General features: G+C 40.9%; 18 protein-coding genes. 10 read left to right on the top strand and 8 right to left on the bottom strand.

The window, feature by feature from the left end; translation table 11 throughout:
- The first annotated feature begins 123 nt into the window (after nucleotides 1–123).
- The 5 genes from lepA to BGL89_RS14045 all read left to right on the top strand — a co-directional run bounded on the left by lepA (nucleotide 124) and on the right by BGL89_RS14045 (nucleotide 6,289).
- Nucleotides 124–1,935, top strand: a complete 1,812-nt coding sequence (gene lepA / locus BGL89_RS14065) for a translation elongation factor 4 (RefSeq protein ID WP_286826227.1) — start codon at nucleotides 124–126, stop codon at nucleotides 1,933–1,935.
- A gap of 55 nt (nucleotides 1,936–1,990) precedes the next feature.
- Nucleotides 1,991–3,148 (top strand): AAA family ATPase, encoded by a 1,158-nt coding sequence (locus BGL89_RS14060; RefSeq protein ID WP_286826226.1) that lies wholly within the window; start codon nucleotides 1,991–1,993, stop codon nucleotides 3,146–3,148.
- 3 nt (nucleotides 3,149–3,151) lie between these two features.
- A complete protein-coding gene (locus tag BGL89_RS14055; RefSeq protein ID WP_286826225.1) occupies nucleotides 3,152–3,835 on the top strand; it encodes a hypothetical protein in 684 nt (227 codons plus the stop codon).
- A 268-nt stretch (nucleotides 3,836–4,103) separates the two neighbouring features.
- On the top strand, nucleotides 4,104–5,918 hold the full coding sequence (locus tag BGL89_RS14050; RefSeq protein ID WP_286826224.1) for an ABC transporter ATP-binding protein: 1,815 nt from the start codon (nucleotides 4,104–4,106) through the stop codon (nucleotides 5,916–5,918).
- Between the two features lie 59 nt (nucleotides 5,919–5,977).
- A complete protein-coding gene (locus BGL89_RS14045; protein ID WP_286826223.1) occupies nucleotides 5,978–6,289 on the top strand; it encodes a DUF4164 domain-containing protein in 312 nt (103 codons plus the stop codon).
- 64 nt (nucleotides 6,290–6,353) lie between these two features.
- Here BGL89_RS14045 and hemB read toward each other — a convergent pair whose 3' ends face one another.
- Nucleotides 6,354–7,340: a porphobilinogen synthase gene (gene hemB / locus BGL89_RS14040; RefSeq protein ID WP_286826222.1), complete on the bottom strand. Its 987-nt coding sequence runs from the start codon at nucleotides 7,338–7,340 to the stop codon at nucleotides 6,354–6,356.
- A gap of 431 nt (nucleotides 7,341–7,771) precedes the next feature.
- Between hemB and BGL89_RS14035 the strand changes: the two genes are divergently transcribed.
- Nucleotides 7,772–8,137 (top strand): phasin family protein, encoded by a 366-nt coding sequence (locus BGL89_RS14035; RefSeq protein ID WP_286826221.1) that lies wholly within the window; start codon nucleotides 7,772–7,774, stop codon nucleotides 8,135–8,137.
- 57 nt (nucleotides 8,138–8,194) lie between these two features.
- Entirely contained in the window at nucleotides 8,195–8,575 is a 381-nt protein-coding gene (locus BGL89_RS14030; protein ID WP_286826220.1) for a hypothetical protein, read from the top strand.
- 79 nt (nucleotides 8,576–8,654) lie between these two features.
- Here the strand turns inward: BGL89_RS14030 and BGL89_RS14025 are convergent, their stop codons facing one another.
- The 3 genes from BGL89_RS14025 to BGL89_RS14015 all read right to left on the bottom strand — a co-directional run bounded on the left by BGL89_RS14025 (nucleotide 8,655) and on the right by BGL89_RS14015 (nucleotide 10,881).
- Nucleotides 8,655–8,804 carry an isochorismate synthase gene (locus tag BGL89_RS14025; RefSeq protein WP_286826219.1) on the bottom strand — a complete coding sequence of 50 codons (150 nt, stop codon included), beginning with the start codon at nucleotides 8,802–8,804 and terminating at the stop codon, nucleotides 8,655–8,657.
- A 167-nt stretch (nucleotides 8,805–8,971) separates the two neighbouring features.
- A complete protein-coding gene (locus BGL89_RS14020) occupies nucleotides 8,972–9,604 on the bottom strand; it encodes a retron system putative HNH endonuclease (RefSeq protein ID WP_286826218.1) in 633 nt (210 codons plus the stop codon).
- A complete protein-coding gene (locus BGL89_RS14015) occupies nucleotides 9,601–10,881 on the bottom strand; it encodes an AAA family ATPase (protein WP_286826217.1) in 1,281 nt (426 codons plus the stop codon). The genes BGL89_RS14020 and BGL89_RS14015 overlap by 4 nt, the downstream gene beginning before the upstream one ends.
- A gap of 174 nt (nucleotides 10,882–11,055) precedes the next feature.
- Between BGL89_RS14015 and BGL89_RS14010 the strand changes: the two genes are divergently transcribed.
- Nucleotides 11,056–12,246: a class I SAM-dependent methyltransferase gene (locus tag BGL89_RS14010; RefSeq protein WP_286826216.1), complete on the top strand. Its 1,191-nt coding sequence runs from the start codon at nucleotides 11,056–11,058 to the stop codon at nucleotides 12,244–12,246.
- A 226-nt stretch (nucleotides 12,247–12,472) separates the two neighbouring features.
- On the opposite strand, the gene BGL89_RS14005 is transcribed toward BGL89_RS14010, so the two are convergent.
- The 4 genes from BGL89_RS14005 to BGL89_RS13990 all read right to left on the bottom strand — a co-directional run bounded on the left by BGL89_RS14005 (nucleotide 12,473) and on the right by BGL89_RS13990 (nucleotide 14,376).
- Nucleotides 12,473–12,712, bottom strand: a complete 240-nt coding sequence (locus BGL89_RS14005; protein WP_002738935.1) for a DUF4327 family protein — start codon at nucleotides 12,710–12,712, stop codon at nucleotides 12,473–12,475.
- Nucleotides 12,713–13,148: 436 nt separating this feature from the next.
- Nucleotides 13,149–13,637 carry a diacylglycerol kinase family protein gene (locus tag BGL89_RS14000; RefSeq protein ID WP_286826215.1) on the bottom strand — a complete coding sequence of 163 codons (489 nt, stop codon included), beginning with the start codon at nucleotides 13,635–13,637 and terminating at the stop codon, nucleotides 13,149–13,151.
- 32 nt (nucleotides 13,638–13,669) lie between these two features.
- Nucleotides 13,670–14,179 carry an rRNA maturation RNase YbeY gene (gene ybeY, locus BGL89_RS13995; RefSeq protein ID WP_286826214.1) on the bottom strand — a complete coding sequence of 170 codons (510 nt, stop codon included), beginning with the start codon at nucleotides 14,177–14,179 and terminating at the stop codon, nucleotides 13,670–13,672.
- An 11-nt stretch (nucleotides 14,180–14,190) separates the two neighbouring features.
- Nucleotides 14,191–14,376, bottom strand: coding sequence for a DUF3285 domain-containing protein (locus tag BGL89_RS13990; protein WP_043999662.1), 186 nt, complete (start codon nucleotides 14,374–14,376; stop codon nucleotides 14,191–14,193).
- Between the two features lie 277 nt (nucleotides 14,377–14,653).
- Here BGL89_RS13990 and BGL89_RS13985 point away from each other — a divergent pair, with 277 nt between their 5' ends.
- Both BGL89_RS13985 and BGL89_RS13980 read left to right on the top strand, forming a co-directional pair.
- Nucleotides 14,654–16,090, top strand: coding sequence for a RecQ family ATP-dependent DNA helicase (locus tag BGL89_RS13985; RefSeq protein ID WP_286826213.1), 1,437 nt, complete (start codon nucleotides 14,654–14,656; stop codon nucleotides 16,088–16,090).
- 363 nt (nucleotides 16,091–16,453) lie between these two features.
- On the top strand, nucleotides 16,454–17,839 hold the full coding sequence (locus BGL89_RS13980; RefSeq protein WP_286826212.1) for a hypothetical protein: 1,386 nt from the start codon (nucleotides 16,454–16,456) through the stop codon (nucleotides 17,837–17,839).
- The last annotated feature ends 270 nt before the right edge of the window (nucleotides 17,840–18,109 follow it).

The raw sequence follows: 18,109 nt of genomic DNA, 5'->3' as shown, positions 1-18,109 counted from the left end.
AGACATGAAGCTGTAAGACCAAAATTAGCTTTGCTAGTAGAGGCAGGATTCAGCCCAAGAATCTCCGCACTTTTAGGGCGGAGAGTGTCAAAAACCCCTGACTTTTGCCAGCAGTGAACCACGATGACTGATGTTCCCGTTTCTCGCATTCGCAATTTTTCCATCATCGCTCATATCGATCATGGTAAATCAACTCTCGCTGATCGCCTCCTGCAAATTACGGGAACCGTAGCCCAACGGGAGATGAAAGAACAATTTCTCGATAATATGGACTTGGAACGGGAACGGGGTATCACCATCAAGTTACAAGCGGCACGCATGGATTATACCGCTAAGGATGGTCAAAAATACGTTCTCAATCTGATTGACACCCCGGGCCATGTGGATTTTTCCTACGAGGTTTCTCGGTCTCTAGCGGCGTGCGAGGGAGCTTTATTAGTTGTAGATGCGTCCCAAGGCGTGGAAGCGCAAACTTTAGCCAATGTTTACCTAGCACTGGAAAATAACCTCGAAATTATCCCAGTTTTAAATAAAATCGACCTACCCAGTGCCGAACCGGAACGAGTGGCGGCGGAAATCGAGGAAGTGGTGGGTTTAGACTGTAGTGAGGCGATTCGTGCCTCGGCTAAGGCCGGGATCGGTATTAATGATATTCTAGAGTCGATCGTCCAATTAGTTCCCCCTCCCCAAGATACCCTCGCAGAACCCTTCCGAGCTTTAATTTTTGATAGTTATTACGACGCTTATCGAGGGGTAATTGTCTATTTCCGCGTCATGGATGGTCGGGTGAAAAAGGGCGATAAAATTCGTTTTATGGCTTCTGGTAAAGAATTTATTATTGATGAATTGGGAATTTTATCACCGCAACAGGTACAAGTAGATGAACTTCACGCGGGAGAAGTGGGTTATCTGGCAGCCGCAATTAAAACTGTCGCTGATGCCCGGGTGGGTGATACGATTACTCTAACCGCTAAACCGGCAAAAGAGCCTTTACCCGGTTATACGGAAGCAAAACCGATGGTTTTCTGCGGATTATTCCCCACCGATGCCGATCAGTACGCCGATCTCAAAGATGCGCTGGAAAAGTTAAAATTAAACGATGCAGCTCTATCCTACGAACCAGAAACTTCTAGCGCCATGGGTTTTGGTTTCCGTTGCGGTTTCTTGGGACTGCTACACATGGAAATCGTGCAGGAAAGACTAGAAAGGGAATATAACTTAGATTTAATTACCACTGCTCCCTCGGTAGTTTATCAGGTCACTACCACCGATGGGGAAATTGTCGAAGTGGATAATCCTAGTTTGTTACCTTCCCCACAAAAACGGGAAAAAATTGAGGAACCTTATATCCAAGTGGAAATGATTACTCCGGAAACCTATGTAGGCGCTTTGATGGAATTATGTCAAAGTCGTCGGGGAGTTTTCAAGGATATGCGTTATTTTACTAAAACTCGCACCGCTTTGATTTATGAGTTACCTTTAGCAGAAGTGGTGACAGACTTTTTTGATCAATTAAAATCTCGATCGCGCGGTTACGCTAGTATGGAATATCAATTAATTGGCTATCGGGAAAATGAGCTAGTTAAATTAGATATTATGGTCAATGGTGATCCCGTTGATGCTTTAGCGATGATCGTTCACCGGGATAAAGCTTATTATGTTGGTCGCGCTTTAACTGAGAAGTTAAAAGAATTGATTCCCCGGCATCAATTTAAGGTTCCCATTCAAGCAGCTATTGGTTCTAAAATCATCGCTAGTGAACATATTCCTGCTTTAAGAAAGGATGTCTTAGCTAAGTGTTATGGTGGCGATATTAGCCGCAAGAAAAAGCTGTTAGACAAGCAAGCAAAAGGGAAAAAACGGATGAAAGCGATCGGAACTGTTGATGTCCCCCAGGAGGCATTTATGGCAGTCCTAAAACTCGATCCTCAGTAAAGTCTAGGGGTGAGAATTAACTCACCCTTTTTAGTTTTGGCAGTGGCTAATTATTATGAAGCTTTTGAGATTATCCTATCAAGATTTAGCCTCTGGATTAAGTATAGATTCTTGCGACTTTTTTTCAGATTTGAATTTATTAGTTGGTATCTCAGGTGCAGGAAAAACCTCGATTTTAAAGGCTATTAGTAATTTAAAAAGAATCGCTAACGGTGAGTCTATAAATGGGGTGAAATGGGATGTAGAATTTTTAACAACCGATCATATTCGTTATCATTGGTTGGGTGAATTTGAGGTTAAAAAAGCCCGTTCTCCCATCAAGATTGAAGAAGATGAAGTCAATAGTAATGACGGCGAAAATAAGGTTAGTATAATTAGGGAAACTCTTTTAAAAGATCAAGAGGTTTTGATCGCAAGAAACCAAGAGGTAATTGAGTTTAAACATTCAAAGACACCAAAACTACCATCTTATTTAAGCTGTATAGAGCTTTTCAATCAAGAAGAAGATGTTTTCCCTGTTCGACAGGAATTTAACAAAATGATTTTCAATCCACTTAAGTTTAATATCTCATATTCAACATTTGATAAATTCCTTAGAAACTACGAATATAACGAATATAACTCTCTCTCTGAATTACAATCGAGTCAACTTGATATTTCCGACAAGCTACTGATCAATTATCAAAAATATCCCGATACGTTCGAGATAATAAAGAGAAAGTTTTTAGATATTTTCCCTCAAGTTGAAGATTTAAAAATAGAATCTTTAAAACCTTTTTCATTAACTCGAAGTGGTTTACTTAAAAACCCACCTTACATACAAATAAAAGAAAAGAACTCTCATGTCTGGATTTTAGAACCAAATATCTCCTCTGGAATGATAAAAAGCCTGATGTTCTTAGCAACGATCGAATTATCTCCTGATGGCAGCGTTATATTAATCGATGAATTTGAAAATAGTTTGGGGGTTAACTGTTTGGACACTTTAACAGAAGATTTATTAGTTAATTATCGAGATTTACAGTTTATTATTACCAGTCATCATCCTTATATAATTAATAATATCAGTGCTGCCTATTGGAAAATAGTCACTCGTAAAGGAGGAGTAATTCAGGTACACAATGCAGCTGATTTTCATATTTCTAAAACTCGACAAAAAGCTTTTATTGATCTTATCAATGTCTTAGAAGAATTTCCTCAAGGAGTTAGTTAATCGATGAATATTTACTTTTTAGTTGAAGGAAGAAGTACCGAAAAAAAGCTTTATACTGCCTGGTTAACTCATCTTATTCCCGAATTTAAGCGAGTTGATTTTTACGATCAAGTCAATCACAATAATTACTTTCTGATTAGTGGTAATGGCTACCCCGTCATACTTAATGAGGGAATTCCTAACGCTATCGATAAAATTCAAGAAGTATCCAAATATAACTATCTAGTCATCTGTCTCGATGCTGATGAGGATATTGTCGAAGAAAGAGAACAATATGTTAATGACTTTATCACCAAACATATTACTGTTCCTGCATCACTCGAAATCGTGATCATCATTCAAAATCGATGTATTGAAACATGGCTACTGGGAAATCGCAAAATATTTAATTCTAAACAACCTTTAGAGGTACTTTTAGCTGATTATGTTCAACACTATGATGTTTACGAAAATGATCCCGAACTAATGGGTAGATTTAATTGCAGAAATCATGCCGATTTTCGTTTTGCTTATCTAAAGTCTATTTTTGAAGCTAAAAATTTGTCTTATTCTAAAAAATCCCCCGGAGAAACTCAAAAACAATACTATCTTAATCAATTAAAAAAGCGTATCGATCCAACTGAACACTTAAAAACCTTTCAGAAATTTATTAATTTTTGTGATAATATTCGCCAAAATTTCAGATAAATTGATATGTGGTGCTTCTGCCAAGAATGAAATATAAACTGATCTGGCATCGTCTGCTGACTAATGGCTGGGTGAAAATGTAGTACGGACTGTGATTGAGAATACAAGACTATGACAAGGCTTTTGTCCTAGAAATTTCTAGATCGGCCGATTTTTGTAGTATTGTAGTATAATGGTAACTCCAGAAAAACAATCATAAAAGTGCCGTCAGTCTCTTCAGTTAGCAGTTACCAGATAGAAGTTAAAAATTGGCAATTTACTTGATGTTATGGCTTCCTTAAGGGATATTCTCAGTTACTACCGCAATTATCAAAAAGCCGCCTTTTTGAGTATTGGTGCAGCGAGTGTCTTTGAAATTATCGATCTGATGGTTCCCTATGCTGTCGGACAGATTCTTAATGTTCTTTCTGATCAGCCTTTAGATGGATTCGTGCAATCTTTAGTTGATCGCACCATGATTTTAACTCCCTTTGCCTCAGAAAAGTGGGTTAGTTTGGCAGTATTATTAGGCTTAATTTTCCTAACTACGGTAATTAAAGCACCAATTCAGCCTTGGGTGGGTGTCTGGTTTCACTGGGAAATATCTTTAAGAGCGAGACGAGATCATCTCAGAAAAATTATTGCCAAAATTCTCACCTTACCCCTATCTTTTTACGATGAAAATAATCCCGGACGCATCGCTAACCGGATTGCCAAAGGGATAGAAAATCATACTTGGACTTATCCCGAAGTGGCGGGAATGATGATCCCAAAACTGTTTAGAGTTTTCGGTATTTTTATTGTTATTTGGGTAATTCAATGGCAGATCGCCCTTGCTTTTCTTATTTCTTTTGTATTAATTGTAGCTTTTGTTGTGAGAGATTTAAAAGATTTAATGCAAAAAGAAAGGATTCTGGATCAGCACATCGAAAATACCCAAAGTCGCAATTCTGAGATTATTACTAATATCAAAACTGTCAAAGCTTTTGCCACAGAAGGACAGGAATTATATCGTCAAAAACAGCGTTTAGAGAGAGAATTTAACTACGTTATCCATCGCATTCATAAGGGTTATGTGGACTTAATAACTTGGGAAAAAACTCTCGTCCAAGCTAGTTTATTTGGAGTATTTTTTTTTACTCTCCTAGCCACCGTTCAAGAGAAAATCTCGATCGGGCATTTTATCACCACCTATACCCTCGCTAGTATGGCCTATGCGGAATTAGATCCCCTATCCCAAATGGCAGAAACTTTCGCCCGTCGCTATGCTTCTATGGCACGTCTAAACCAATTTATGAACTTGCCCAGTGGCACTGATGCTGGTAGTCTTTTAGCCGATCATGCCCAACATAATCCCTATCGTTTTATGGGTAAACTAGAATTAAGTAATCTTAGCTTTGGCTATAGTCCAGAAAGAATGATTGTCAAGGATATTAATATTCTGATTGAACCCTATCAAACCGTGGCATTAGTGGGAAAATCTGGTTCAGGAAAATCCACTTTAGTTAAGTTACTTTTCCGCTATTTTGAACCGAATCAAGGGCAAATTCTGATGGATGGCGAGGATATTAGTCGCTTAGATGTGACTTGGTATCGGCGACGGTTAGCGATTGTCCATCAAGAAGTAGATGTGTTTAATGGTACGGTGTTAGAAAATCTCACCTACGGTAATCCTAATATTAGCTTTGAGAAGGTAGAAGAAGCCTGTAAAATTGCCCGTGTTGATGAATTTATTCAGGAATTATCTAATGGTTATTCCACTATTGTAGGGGAAAGGGGCGTGCGTCTTTCGGGGGGACAAAGACAGCGTTTAGGAATTGCTAGGGCGTTAATTGTTGATCCAGATGTGTTAGTTTTTGATGAGGCCACTTCTAGCTTAGATTATGAGTCAGAAAGAGCCATTCAACTAGCCATGAAATCAATACTAGGCACTCGCACCACGATTATTATCGCCCACCGTCTTAGTACTGTTCGAGAAGCTGATCAAATTGTCGTCTTGGATAATGGTCGTATTGTCGAGATCGGTAGCCATGACCAATTATTAAATCAGCAGGGAATCTATCAACGTCTCCACTCTTTACAAGAAAGCGGTGAACTGGTTTAGTTTTAAGATAGTCCCCGATAGCAGACCGAGAAAATATGATCTAATGGGAGTTGATCACCATGTCTAACGAAACCGTTACCTATTCCCTAGAAGCTGTTTTGACTAGGATTGAGGGGAAAATTGACAATTTCCAAAAAGATTTTAACCAAAAATTTGACAAAATCGACGAACGGTTAAATAAGCTAGAGGTAGGACAGGCAAAGTTAACCGAAAAGGTTGAGGGCATCGATAATCGCCTAAAATCAGTGGAAGGAACCCAAAAAAATCAGGTTTGGACATTAATTATTCTTTGGGCAAGTGCGATCGCCTACGGCGCAGCGAAGCCGACCGCTACAGCCGGTTGGAAAGTATTTTTTTCAGGTAATCCCTAGAATTAATAGTAGCAACCTCACCACCCCCTTATCCTGATCGGCATGGTGGGTTCAATCAACAAGTTTAACCCTCTGCTAACCAGCGCACGGCATCCTTAGCGTGGTAGGTTAAGATAATATCGGCACCCGCCCGTTTAAAGCTGGTTAAAGTCTCTAAAGTCACTCGTTTTTCGTCAATCCAGCCATTTAACGCCGCCGCTTTAATCATTGAATATTCCCCCGACACATTGTAGGCAGCCACGGGTAAATTAGTCATTTCCTTGATTCTCCAGATAATATCCAGGTAAGATAGAGCAGGTTTAACCATTAACATATCTGCTCCCTCTAATACATCTAATTCCACCTCTTTTAAGGCTTCCCTGGCATTACCCGGATCCATTTGGTAGGTTCTGCGATCGCCGAATTGGGGGGTAGAATCGGCGGCATCCCGAAACGGCCCATAATAGGCAGAGGCATATTTAGCCGTATAGGAAAGAATCGGTGTATCACTATAACCCGCCTCATCCAATCCCTGACGAATTGCCTGCACGAAACCATCCATCATTCCCGACGGTGCAATGATATCCACTCCCGCTTTTACCTGGGAAACGGCGGTTTTTTGCAATAATCCCAGAGTAGGATCGTTTAACACCCTGCCGGTTAAATCTCCCGTTTGCAGATAACCACAATGACCATGGTTAGTATATTCACACAAACAAGTATCAGCGACAATGAGTAGATCGGGAACTGCCTCTTTAATCGCTGTGGCCGCTTTTTGCACAATACCATGATCGTGCCATGCTCCCGTCGCCTCTGTGTCTTTACTTTCCGGCAGCCCGAATAAAATAATCGCTGGGATTCCTAAATCCCGCACTTCCTTGGCTTCGTCAACAATTTTATCGATTGATAATTGGTACACCCCCGGCATCGATTTCACTTCCTGGGCAATACCTTCCCCCGTCGTGGCGAAAAGGGGATAGATAAAGTCATTGGCTGTCAAGACGGTTTCACTCACCAGACGGCGCATTTGAGGGGTTTGACGCAGACGACGGGGGCGATGAATAGGAAACATAGTTTTTTGTGATTAAATCGGGAATCTTGTCTCGATTCTTTAGTTTAAATCTTTGCTGAGGATGAACACAAATCAATTCAGCCGGCTGCTGGCTGCCGGCAGCTATCCGCAATATTTAGTTATTTTGAGCTTAATCAAACTATTTAGGTCAAAAATGACCTAATAAGGCTCTATAGTCGTTTTGAGGGCGAAAAACCAGCAATTTGACTAAAATTTAATCTTTATAGCTATCAATTTTGCTGTCGCCACCACCGCATCTATTTACAAAACTTTACCTCATCAGTTTTAAGTTCACTGACGGCTCTCTTGGATAGAGGTGCAAGCGTTCACTGATTACTGTTCACTGTTCACTGACTCCCAAAACCCATCTCCATTTGCGGGAAGGATCGTTTATTCTAGGAAATAAGAGCGATCGATTCAGGATTTTTGCTATGGCCAACTTAGGTGATTTAGTCAAAAAAGCAGTTTATTTGGGCGTAGGCATTGCTACCTATGCCGCCGAAAAAGCTGAAGTAAATTTACAAGAATTAAGAAATCAAGCCCAAAAATTAGCCGATGAAATGATTTCTCGCGGCGAAATAAACGCGGAAGAAGCGCGCAAATACGTCGATGAGTTGGTGAAACAGGCACAACAGCAAACGGTAGAAGGTAATGAATCTAATATTCCCCATGAACCCCGACGGATAGAAATTATTGAAGATGAGGAGGACACCAAAGCAGCCGATCCAAAAGTAGATGAATTGCGGCAAAAGGTGGAACGTCTTCAGGAGGAATTGCGGAAACTACAACAGGATTAAACCTAATTTTAGGGACAAATAATTAATTATTACCAGACAAGGGATGCAAGTATAAACATGGACGATTGGCAGAAGGATTTTTGGGAAGTGATCGAAACTGTGGCGGTGGGAATTGAAACTTTTTTCCAAGAAGTGACCCAAACTATCGAAGAAATTAATGAGGAAATTATCATCGATCTGGAACAGTTCATTCAAGAGGTTTTACCCCAGGAATTAGAAGAATTTTTTAACTCCGATGAATCCCTATTTTCGGAATTAGATGAACCCTCGGATTTTATCCTCACTCCCAAGGTTAACCCCGATCCTAACACCCATCCTGCTTGTATCGGTTGCCGTAATTATCACGGTTATATCTACGGAGGCAATCTTCTCGTCTGCGGTTTCCATCCCTACGGTTGGGATAGTGATAGTTGTCCCGATTGGCAAGCAGCGGATTAATTATTTTTCTACAAAATCAGGTAGGGTTATTATCCCTACCCATAACTTTTATCTCAAAGCAATTGTCTGTCATTTTTAGTTAAGAATTGCCCTTGGGAGCATGGTAGGGTTCCGCATCAAAAGGCTGCATCCCCACATCTGGATATTCATCTTTATTGGGACTAAAAATGCGAGCAAAAGCCTCTGTTAGGTACTGGACAGCATTGTGTAACGTATCCTTGATATTCATTGCTTTTCTCTCCGACTCTCGACAACAATCTCTGTTCAACTTCGGATAAGGTTGATCCACCCCTCCACCCCAATTATCTGGCCAGAATCTCATCAATTGTTGACTTTTGCAATAATTCTTGAATAATCTTCATAAGACTTTATGTTTTTTCTTGTTTGTCTAAACTTTTATAATAATTCTTGTATTTTTGTAAAGCAAAGATTATTCAATAAAACACCGTATCTTTGTTGATCATCTAAGCATAAATATCCATTGACAAAAACTTTTAATTGAGCATTACCTATCTCCTCATCCAAAAAAGGCTCGATGGCTTTCTGACGAAGTTCTTTAATTTTGTTGAGGTTTAATCCCAGCTTTTCGATAGTATTAATTGCTTTTTGATCATCTTCTTGTGCGGGTTTAATTGTACCATCATAATTAAAAGCAAAGTGAGACTCACAATCGGGATTAAGTGGAGAGATTAAGAGATTTTCATCAAACCAGCTATTTTTTAGATTACCACAGTGCCGAGGTTCACCAGTCCTAAGATTTGCCTGACAGGAACATAGCAAATTGGCATAATCTAAGGTATCAACAGTGGGATCACTTTGAGGTTTAAAATGTTCTATATGGCATTCACCATCAACCAATCGACTTTCACAATAACAACATATTTCCCCCTGTTCTGTCATCAAAGCTTTAATTAGTATTTCTTTTGGTTTTCCCCCTAAATTTCTAAAGTCGGGCTGCCAATCTGAGTTAGCTTGCTCTTTCCAATTCTTAAACTCCGGTGGTTCTTGTCTTTTCCTAATATACTTCATTTTCCGATAATTTCCTTGCGTCGAATGATAACTTCAGCTTTAATTAATTCTGGATCATCTTGAATTTTAGCTCTGAGATCATTGATTTTATTTTTAGCTGCCTCTAATTGATTGTGAGAGATTTGTTCATAGATATCTTTCAAAGCTTCAGCGATTTCCTGGGGACGAGTTGTCTCTAATCCCATCAAATCTTCCAAAATTCGATCAACATTTTTGCCGTAGGACTCCTGCACGGGATGAAATTTTATTCCCATTTCTGTTTGTTCCATGAAGTGTAAACTTTCTGGTTGAACATGAGTGATAATATTAGGAGAATGGGTGGAAATAAAAAATTGACAGTTAGGAAAAACTTCTAGTAATTTAGGTACTACAAATCTTTGCCATTGAGGATGTAAATGTAAATCAATTTCGTCAATGATAATAAGGCCATTACCCGTTAAGGGATCAGGATTTTGAGGATTAGCAATCGCCATTCTTCGAGCTAAATCTCCCAGCATAGCAATCAGACATTTTTCTCCATCAGAAAGTTGATTAACAGTAACTATTTTATCCTTTTTTGTTACTTCCATTCTCAAAGGATTACGACGGACGCTAAGATTAGTAAAATCTGGTAGAAAACGTTCGATAGTTTTCCGAACTGCTTCCAATTGGGGATCGGGAAAACAAAAACCTTCTGGTTTAATTTCAGCTTCCCGATATTTTCTATTTTCATTTTCTAAATCTTCACGCTCGCGAAACCATTCAAAAAAAGTGCGAAAATCTGATCCACTGGTTAAAGCATTTTCGTAGGCACTTAGAGAATCAAATTGATGTTTTGTTTTAATTTTTAAAGGTGTATCTAGCACCGCTCGATTAACAGAATAATAAACAAATAAAGGTAAGTTAATTTGTCCTTGATGTTCAGTAATTTGTCGTTGTATTTGTTGAGTGTATTCATTTAATTGGCTAAAATTACTCCGTTCCCCAGCGTGGATATATCCAGTCCTAGTTTTTACTATTTTCCAAGTAATCTCTTGACTATCTTCCGTCACCCCAGTGATTTCAATTATAGCCGTCCACTGACCATTATTAATCTCGGTTTCGCTAATCTGTTGTCCACTGGCATTAGTATTTTTTAGGCGATTAACTAACCATGAAAGCATAATCGCCAAACTATCTAAAACGGTAGATTTTCCCGCACCATTAACTCCTATAAATACATTTAATTGCCGATGAAAGTCGATGTTTAAACTAACTGCACCTCGATAATTAATAAGCTTTATAGACTTAATTTTCATGAATTTTTGTATCGCCAAGAGTTGCTTATATTTGAGATAATTGTTAGAGAATGACTCCCAGATAATTTTTTATATTTACTCCCGACCAACTCAAAAAAACCCCGGCTGACTTTCCCGATCGCTGCTGTCTGTGAGACAATCGATCGAGTGTTATCCTAAACTCCGCCAATTTTCATGTCCGACGACGCTACTATTCGCACTGCTGTACAACGTCTCTACAATACCTATCCTTTCCCCCCCGAACCGCTCCTAGACGAACCTCCTCCGGGTTACAATTGGCGCTGGAATTGGATTGCTGCCTATAACTTTTGTTGTCATCGTAAACCCGAACGAGAGGATATCCGGATTCTCGATGCGGGTTGTGGTACTGGTGCAGGAACCGAATATCTGCTCGCGCTCAACCCCTTTGCTAATATAGTCGCTATAGATATCAGTGAAAAAGCCCTAGAAATTGCCAAAGAACGCTGTAATCGTTCGGGAGTCGCCGCAAAACACCGAGGTTCTCTGGCTTTTCACCATTTACCTCTAGAATCTGCCACTAATCTCCCCGGAGAATTTGATTTAATTAACTGCGTCGGGGTGCTGCACCATCTCCCGGACCCGATTAAAGGTATTCAATCGCTCGCGCAAAAACTGGCCCCCGGTGGTCTGCTGCACATTTTCGTCTATGCACAATTGGGACGCTGGGAAATCCAGTTAATGCAATCTGCGATCGCAATTTTGCAGGGAGACCGACGCGGGGATTATAAAGATGGGGTCGCTGTCGGACGAGAGATTTTTGCCTCTCTACCGGAAGATAATCGCATTTTGAAACGGGAAAAAGAGCGTTGGTCAATGGAAAATCATCGCGATGAATCCTTCGCTGATATGTACGTTCACCCCCGGGAAGTGGACTACAATATCGATACCCTCTTTCAACTGATTGATGCGTCAGGATTAGCCTTTATTGGCTTTTCTAACCCTTCCTACTGGCAATTAGACCGTTTATTGGGTAAATCCCCCGAATTGATGGCTAGGACGCAAAATTTAGGGGAAAGGGAACGTTATCGCTTGACGGAATTATTAGACCCGGAAATCACCCACTATGAATTTTTCCTCGCTAAACCACCGATTTTGACTGCCGATTGGTCCCGGGATCAAGTCCTAGAGAATGCAGTGGCCGAAGTTCATCCCTGTCTTTACGGTTGGCCTAGTGCAAGTGTTCTAGATTACGATTATCGGCCGGTTAATCTCTCGGAGAGAGAATTTGCTTTTCTACAAGCTTGTGATGGTCGTTTAACTGTGGCAGAAATCGACGCTCAAGTTGCCTTAGGATTAACTGGTGTGCGTTCTTTACAACAGCGCCAACTACTGATTTTAACTTAGAGAAAATTTGGGGATGTTAGAGATAGCGTCCCTTGGCAATGGGTAACTTGTGAACTAACTTTGCTAAATCTTGCCAAAACTTTTTTTTCTTAACAATTATCACCCCCCTGTCCCCATAGTTTCAGCCCCGGAATTAACCGGGGCTGAATTATAATAGTTAAAAAAGTGGACAAGGCTGCTAAATTTCTGATCAGTCCAATTTTTGCCCATTGGCAAATGGGAGAATTTAATCATTATCCCAAGATTCCGAGGCGATTAAGTCACCAATTTGATCTCTGAGAAGGTAGTCACATCGTTCTAGTTCACATTCAACACAAACCCACTCCCGGGGGGGAATGAACTGACAGAGAGTGTAGATCGGTTGGTGTCTGCTTACTACCCCCTGTTCTACCATCTGACGGACTTCGTCCTTGATCATCCTGATAGAGTAAGCGGTGGGAGCGGTGGAGAAGGTTATGGCACTCATGGGAGATTTCCTGCAAGATCTACAAAAGAAGTCTTATCACTAACTATAGTCTAACCTATAGAGGGACAAAAGAGATTTTTTGCTGTATCGACGATTACAATTTTTTATATATAGCGAAACCCTCTCCCCTCGACAGTTTAGGCTTAGGTTAAGAAAAGTTAAATTTATCGGCTAAAAGTTGTCGAGTCCTCTTATGCCAAATCAGTGATCAGTGATTAGTGATCAGTTAAGCTGTTGACTATCTAATATTACTGGTTAAGACTGCACCGCAGTGCCGGAGTTGGCAGCAGGGAGAGGAAGTTCGAGCATTTGTACTGAAGTTTCCCCTACGCATTTTAAAATCAGCACAGCTTATCAGTGATCAGATTTGAGTTTTCAGTTCACTGATTACTGATTACTGTTTACTGTTTACTGATCACTGAAAAAAGCTTCCCGCTTACCCTAATAAATGGGGAATAAAAATAAAAGCCGCTACGAGTAAAGCGGCGATCGAGGCGATTAAAACGGCACCAGCGGCACAATCTTTCGCTATTTTGGCTAAATCATGGTAGGATTGCCCCACCGTCAGATCTACCACTGATTCTAGGGCAGTGTTAATTAATTCTAAGACCATCACCAGGGCGCAGGTAAGGGTGACAATCGCCATTTCTAGGGCATTAACCCGCAAAAATAAGCCCCAACTAATCGCTACTAGGGTAATCAGGGTGTGAATGCGAAAATTTCTTTGACTGACAAAAGCATAACAGACTCCTGCCCAAGCGTAGCGAACACTGACTAATAGATTCGAGGCGACTTGCCAAGCGTATTCTCTTTGACTGGGATTGTTGCCCTCACTCACCTGTCCCGATCGAGGGATAAAATTATTGTTGAGATAGGGATTAGGTATGCTGGCAGATTGGTTGGCTTGATGATAATTTGTCTTCATATTCCTCAATAATGCTTGACAAAAACAACTAACTATGTATCGGCAATTTTGACGGTTGTTAACAAAGTTTCCTGTAAAGATAGCATTTCCAAGAGACTTGTTTCATCGGGATGGTCCCAACCCAAAAGATGTAAACAAGCGTGGGCAGTTAACCAGGCCAATTCTCGTGCCAAAGAATGATTTTGTGTTAAAGCCTGTTGTTGTGCTGTCTCCACAGAGATGATAATATCCCCCAAATATAAAGGTTCAGTCTCTAAAATGCCCTCATCGACTGGGAAATCCACTTCGAGGGCGGCAAAAGCGAGAACATCCGTCGGTTGATCTTTGTGGCGATATTGGGAATTATAGGTCCGAATTTCTCGATCGTCTGTTAAGCGCAAACTTAGTTCATAACCGGCGGCAACGGGGAGATAATCCGATAGATAACTTAACCATGTCTCTAACCAATAGTGCCAAGTTTCCCCATCCACAGGACTATTTCCGGGATCAAAATAATTGTCCTGTAGGCATAAATCCACCACTAGGGGCAAAGTCTCACTCACCAGATTTCACCCTAGGGACGCGTCAGATAGGAAATACCGACAAAAAAGGCTAATAGGGCCGCCGTAGTCAAAAAAAAGTGTTTTAAAGAGATGCCTTTTTTCTTGACCATATTCCGCATCGCCAGCTTGACGTAACTGGGTTGCGCTTCGGTGGCGGTTTCTACTGCGGGGTCGGTGGCACTAACAGGTTCAGTCATCAGTAATTCCCCAGACAAAGATTGATCGCTATAAGTGTAACAGATTATTACAGAAGCGCAAAAAAAATTCCAGTCAGTGGAAAAATTGTTCCCCTTCCGGGATAGTCAAAGTGGTCACTGCGTGCGCGTTGCGGGGGGTTTTGGGGTGTTAGGGTGTTAGGGTTTTAGTTCAATTTCCCCACTTCCCCACCTCCCCATTTCCCCATTTCCTCATTTCCCCATTTCCCCATTTCCCCATTTCCCCATTTCCCACACCCCACACCCCAGCAGTTAACCCATGTCTTCCCACGATACCGAAAGCATCCAGACTATTTTTCAAAAAATTTGGGGCTATGATAGCTTTCGCTTTCCCCAACAGGAGATTATCGAGACAATTTTAGCGGCAAAAGATGCTCTGATTGTCATGCCCACGGGATTCGGTAAATCTATCTGTTTTCAATTGCCCGCTTTATTAAAAACCGGCTTAACCCTAGTGATTTCCCCCTTAGTTGCCCTCATGGAAAATCAGGTGGAGGAATTATTAGCCAAAAAATTACCCGTTGCCCTGATTCATCACGAAATCCCCCGACAACAGAGAAAGAAAACTTTAGATGCGATCGCAAGTCAAACCCTGCGACTTCTCTATCTTTCGCCGGAAACGCTCTTAAGTCCTCCCCTCTGGTCAAAATTAACCCTTCCCCACGTTAAAATTAACGCTCTCATCCTCGACGAGGCCCATTGTTTAACCCAGTGGGGCGATAATTTTCGTCCTGCTTACCGTCGTCTTGGGGCCGTCCGTCCCGCTCTTCTGCAATCGAAACCGGCCGGCAGCCAAATAGCGATCGCTGCTTTTACCGCCACCGCTAACCCTGCCACCCGTGAGACTCTCACCCGCGTCTTACAACTAGAAAAACCGCAGCTTTTCTTAATAAATCCTTACCGTCAAAACCTTGACTTAAGCACGAAAATATGTATTAGCCCCGGTTGTCGTCGTCATCAACTATTAAACTTCCTCACCGGTCAACCTCGACAATCCGGCCTGATCTATACTCGTTCCCGTCGCCATAGTGAAAATTTAGCGGCATGGTTGCAATCTCTCCATTATCGCACCAGTGCCTACCATGCCGGTTTATCGCCCTTTCAGCGTCGGGAAATAGAACAAAATTGGCTGCGGGGGGATTTAACTTTTGTTGTCTGTACCTCAGCTTTTGGCATGGGTATCAATAAACCCGATGTGCGTTGGGTTGTCCACTACCAACCCCCAGCTTTACTATCGGAATACCTACAGGAAATCGGCCGCGGTGGTCGCGATGGCGGCAAAATGCAGGCTCTCACCTTAATTAGTGAACCGACGGGATGGTTAGATAATAGCGATAAAAACCAGCAAAAATTCTTTAACTACCAACAGGAGCGTCAATACCGACAAGCTTGGCAAATTTTAGCCCAAATTCCCCTAGAGGGCAAAGTAGAGGCGATTAGTGCCGAATTTCCCGATGGTGCGCTTATTCTCTCCCTTTTACACAGTCTCGATCGCCTAGAATGGCTCGATCCTTTTCATTATCGGCTTATTTATCGCCATAATTCCGCCAAGATGACTTTTAAACCCAAAAATGAGATATTTCCCTACCTCTATACCCGTCGCTGTCGTTGGCACTTTCTCTTAAATGCCTTTGGTTTTCAGGAAAATGCCGATAATTTTCGCTGTGGTCATTGCGATAATTGTCGTCGCGGCTGATACCATTTAGTGAACAATCGACTATAACAAATCACTGCACCCGAAATAATAGTGAAATTTTGTGACCAAGTGCAGCCAGATACGAGAATCTTTGCCATAATTCTGGAAAGCTTCTGTGATAAGTCTCCTTAAAGGAGATTGTTTGCAGTAAGCTAATCTGGCTAACACGCTTTTGGGCGTGATATAGGGAAAAGTTCGGGTGATTGCGCCTAAATGGAGTGATATGCCGAAAGTTGAACCATATCGTTACTCTGGAGAGTGTTATACGGAAAGTTTCTGTATATCGTTACTCTGGAGAGTGTTATACGGAAAGTTGACCTATAATATGTAGTTAGACCTCAATAAACTTAAGTTTAGTGATCCATGGATAGCCCTTCTGAAAACATACATGAAGAAACAGAAAGTTTCCCTAAAATTGATAGTAGTAAGGTAGAGAGTAAAAATGTTTCGCCTTTTTTTACGACGCTACCAGAAGAGCCAGAAATTTTAGAGAATCGCATTGACTATGAGGCAGTTAATCTCTATAGGAAATACGTTAATAAGCTTAGGACAATTAGACAAGGACATCTGCCACGTCTAATTCTTATGTTAGCGTTTTTCTTTATTTTATGTTTAATTGGAGCCTCTTCTTATCTCTCTGTTCATGGGAGAGAAATTGTGATGGATTTAATGCGTTTTTTGGGGTTTCCGACTAAGGAAGAAAACCCTGTGACAGTAGAAGTTTTTATAGTTTTTATAGTTATAGGAGTATTACTTTCATACATTTTTGTAATTATCGGTTTCATGATCGATAATTTTTTATTTGGTTCAACTTTGAGGCGTTCTAATACTCGTCTTAAAAAACTAGAACTAGCGGTTGAAAAAAATAGGGAAGAACTTGAGCGAAAAAAACTTCTTGATCCACAGGTTAGGCTAGAGAATCTCTATCAGGATTATAGAAAGATTGCTGAAGCTAGCGGACGAGTTTTTTTCGAGTCCACTAAGCGCTATGAGGTGGCGCAAAAGTGGAGAAGAGATATTGGGAGTCATCTCGAACATTTGCGACAAAATCCTGCTGTCGAGACTGAATTATTGAATGAAGTTCAATATCTATTAGGTTCTTTCAAGGAGATAATTGATAGAGAAAAAAGAGAGCAAAAGGGTCAAAAGCTTTGGCAGATTTTTAATATTATTGTTATTATTGTTTATATCGCTGGTTTGACTGTAATTATGTCATCTGCTTCGACTCAAGCTGAATCCAATAATAACGCTGTTTCTGTTCCATATGTTCCATACATCTCTGTACCAGTTTGGGCTTTGATATGGGGAGCATTAGGCAGTCTTTCAGCTATTCTATACAAGTTCTATATAGTTAAAAGACGTGTTAAATTTTCAATAGAATTTCAGTGGCTCATTGCAAGGCCCATTATTGGAATTTTGATGAGTGCAGTTGCTTACCTTGCTGTAACATCTGGTCTGATACTATTGGGCTCTGAAAGTTCGAGTCCATCGGCTAAAGAACTAGGTGTAAGTGACAATGCTACTCGATTTACAGCTATAGTTTGCTTCTTGGCTGGATTCAGTGACCGCGTTTATCTCGGAATAATTAACTTACTCGTATCAAAAACTTTAAGCTTAGAGAAAGATAGTAAATCTCCTACTGAAAATTTTTCAGTAACCGATGAGTCGGTAGATTTTTATGACACAGTACTTTCGGAGAATTCAGGCCCACAGCAGTCTTCAATCAATGAGCATGACCAAGAAGGATGAGGCGGATTTTGGCTCCTCTAGGTTTTGTGTGAGCATGGTATAATAGCAACACAGTGCGATCGCCGATCTTGTAGGGTGCGTTCCCTAATGTGGCTCCTACTGCTCCACTGATCGATTTTTGGGGAACGCACCATGCACATTTATTGAAACTGTGATACCAAATCCTGTTATAATAAAACGGGCGTTGTCAGACAGAAAGATGAATCAAGCAGAAACGCAGGGAATAGGAACATCCTTAAACTTGAGGTAATGAATAAGAAGCCGAATTGA

Source organism: Microcystis sp. LSC13-02 (assembly GCA_002282935.1).
Classification (GTDB): Bacteria; Cyanobacteriota; Cyanobacteriia; order Cyanobacteriales; family Microcystaceae; genus Microcystis.
This window is presented reverse-complemented; position numbering and strand designations above follow the sequence as displayed.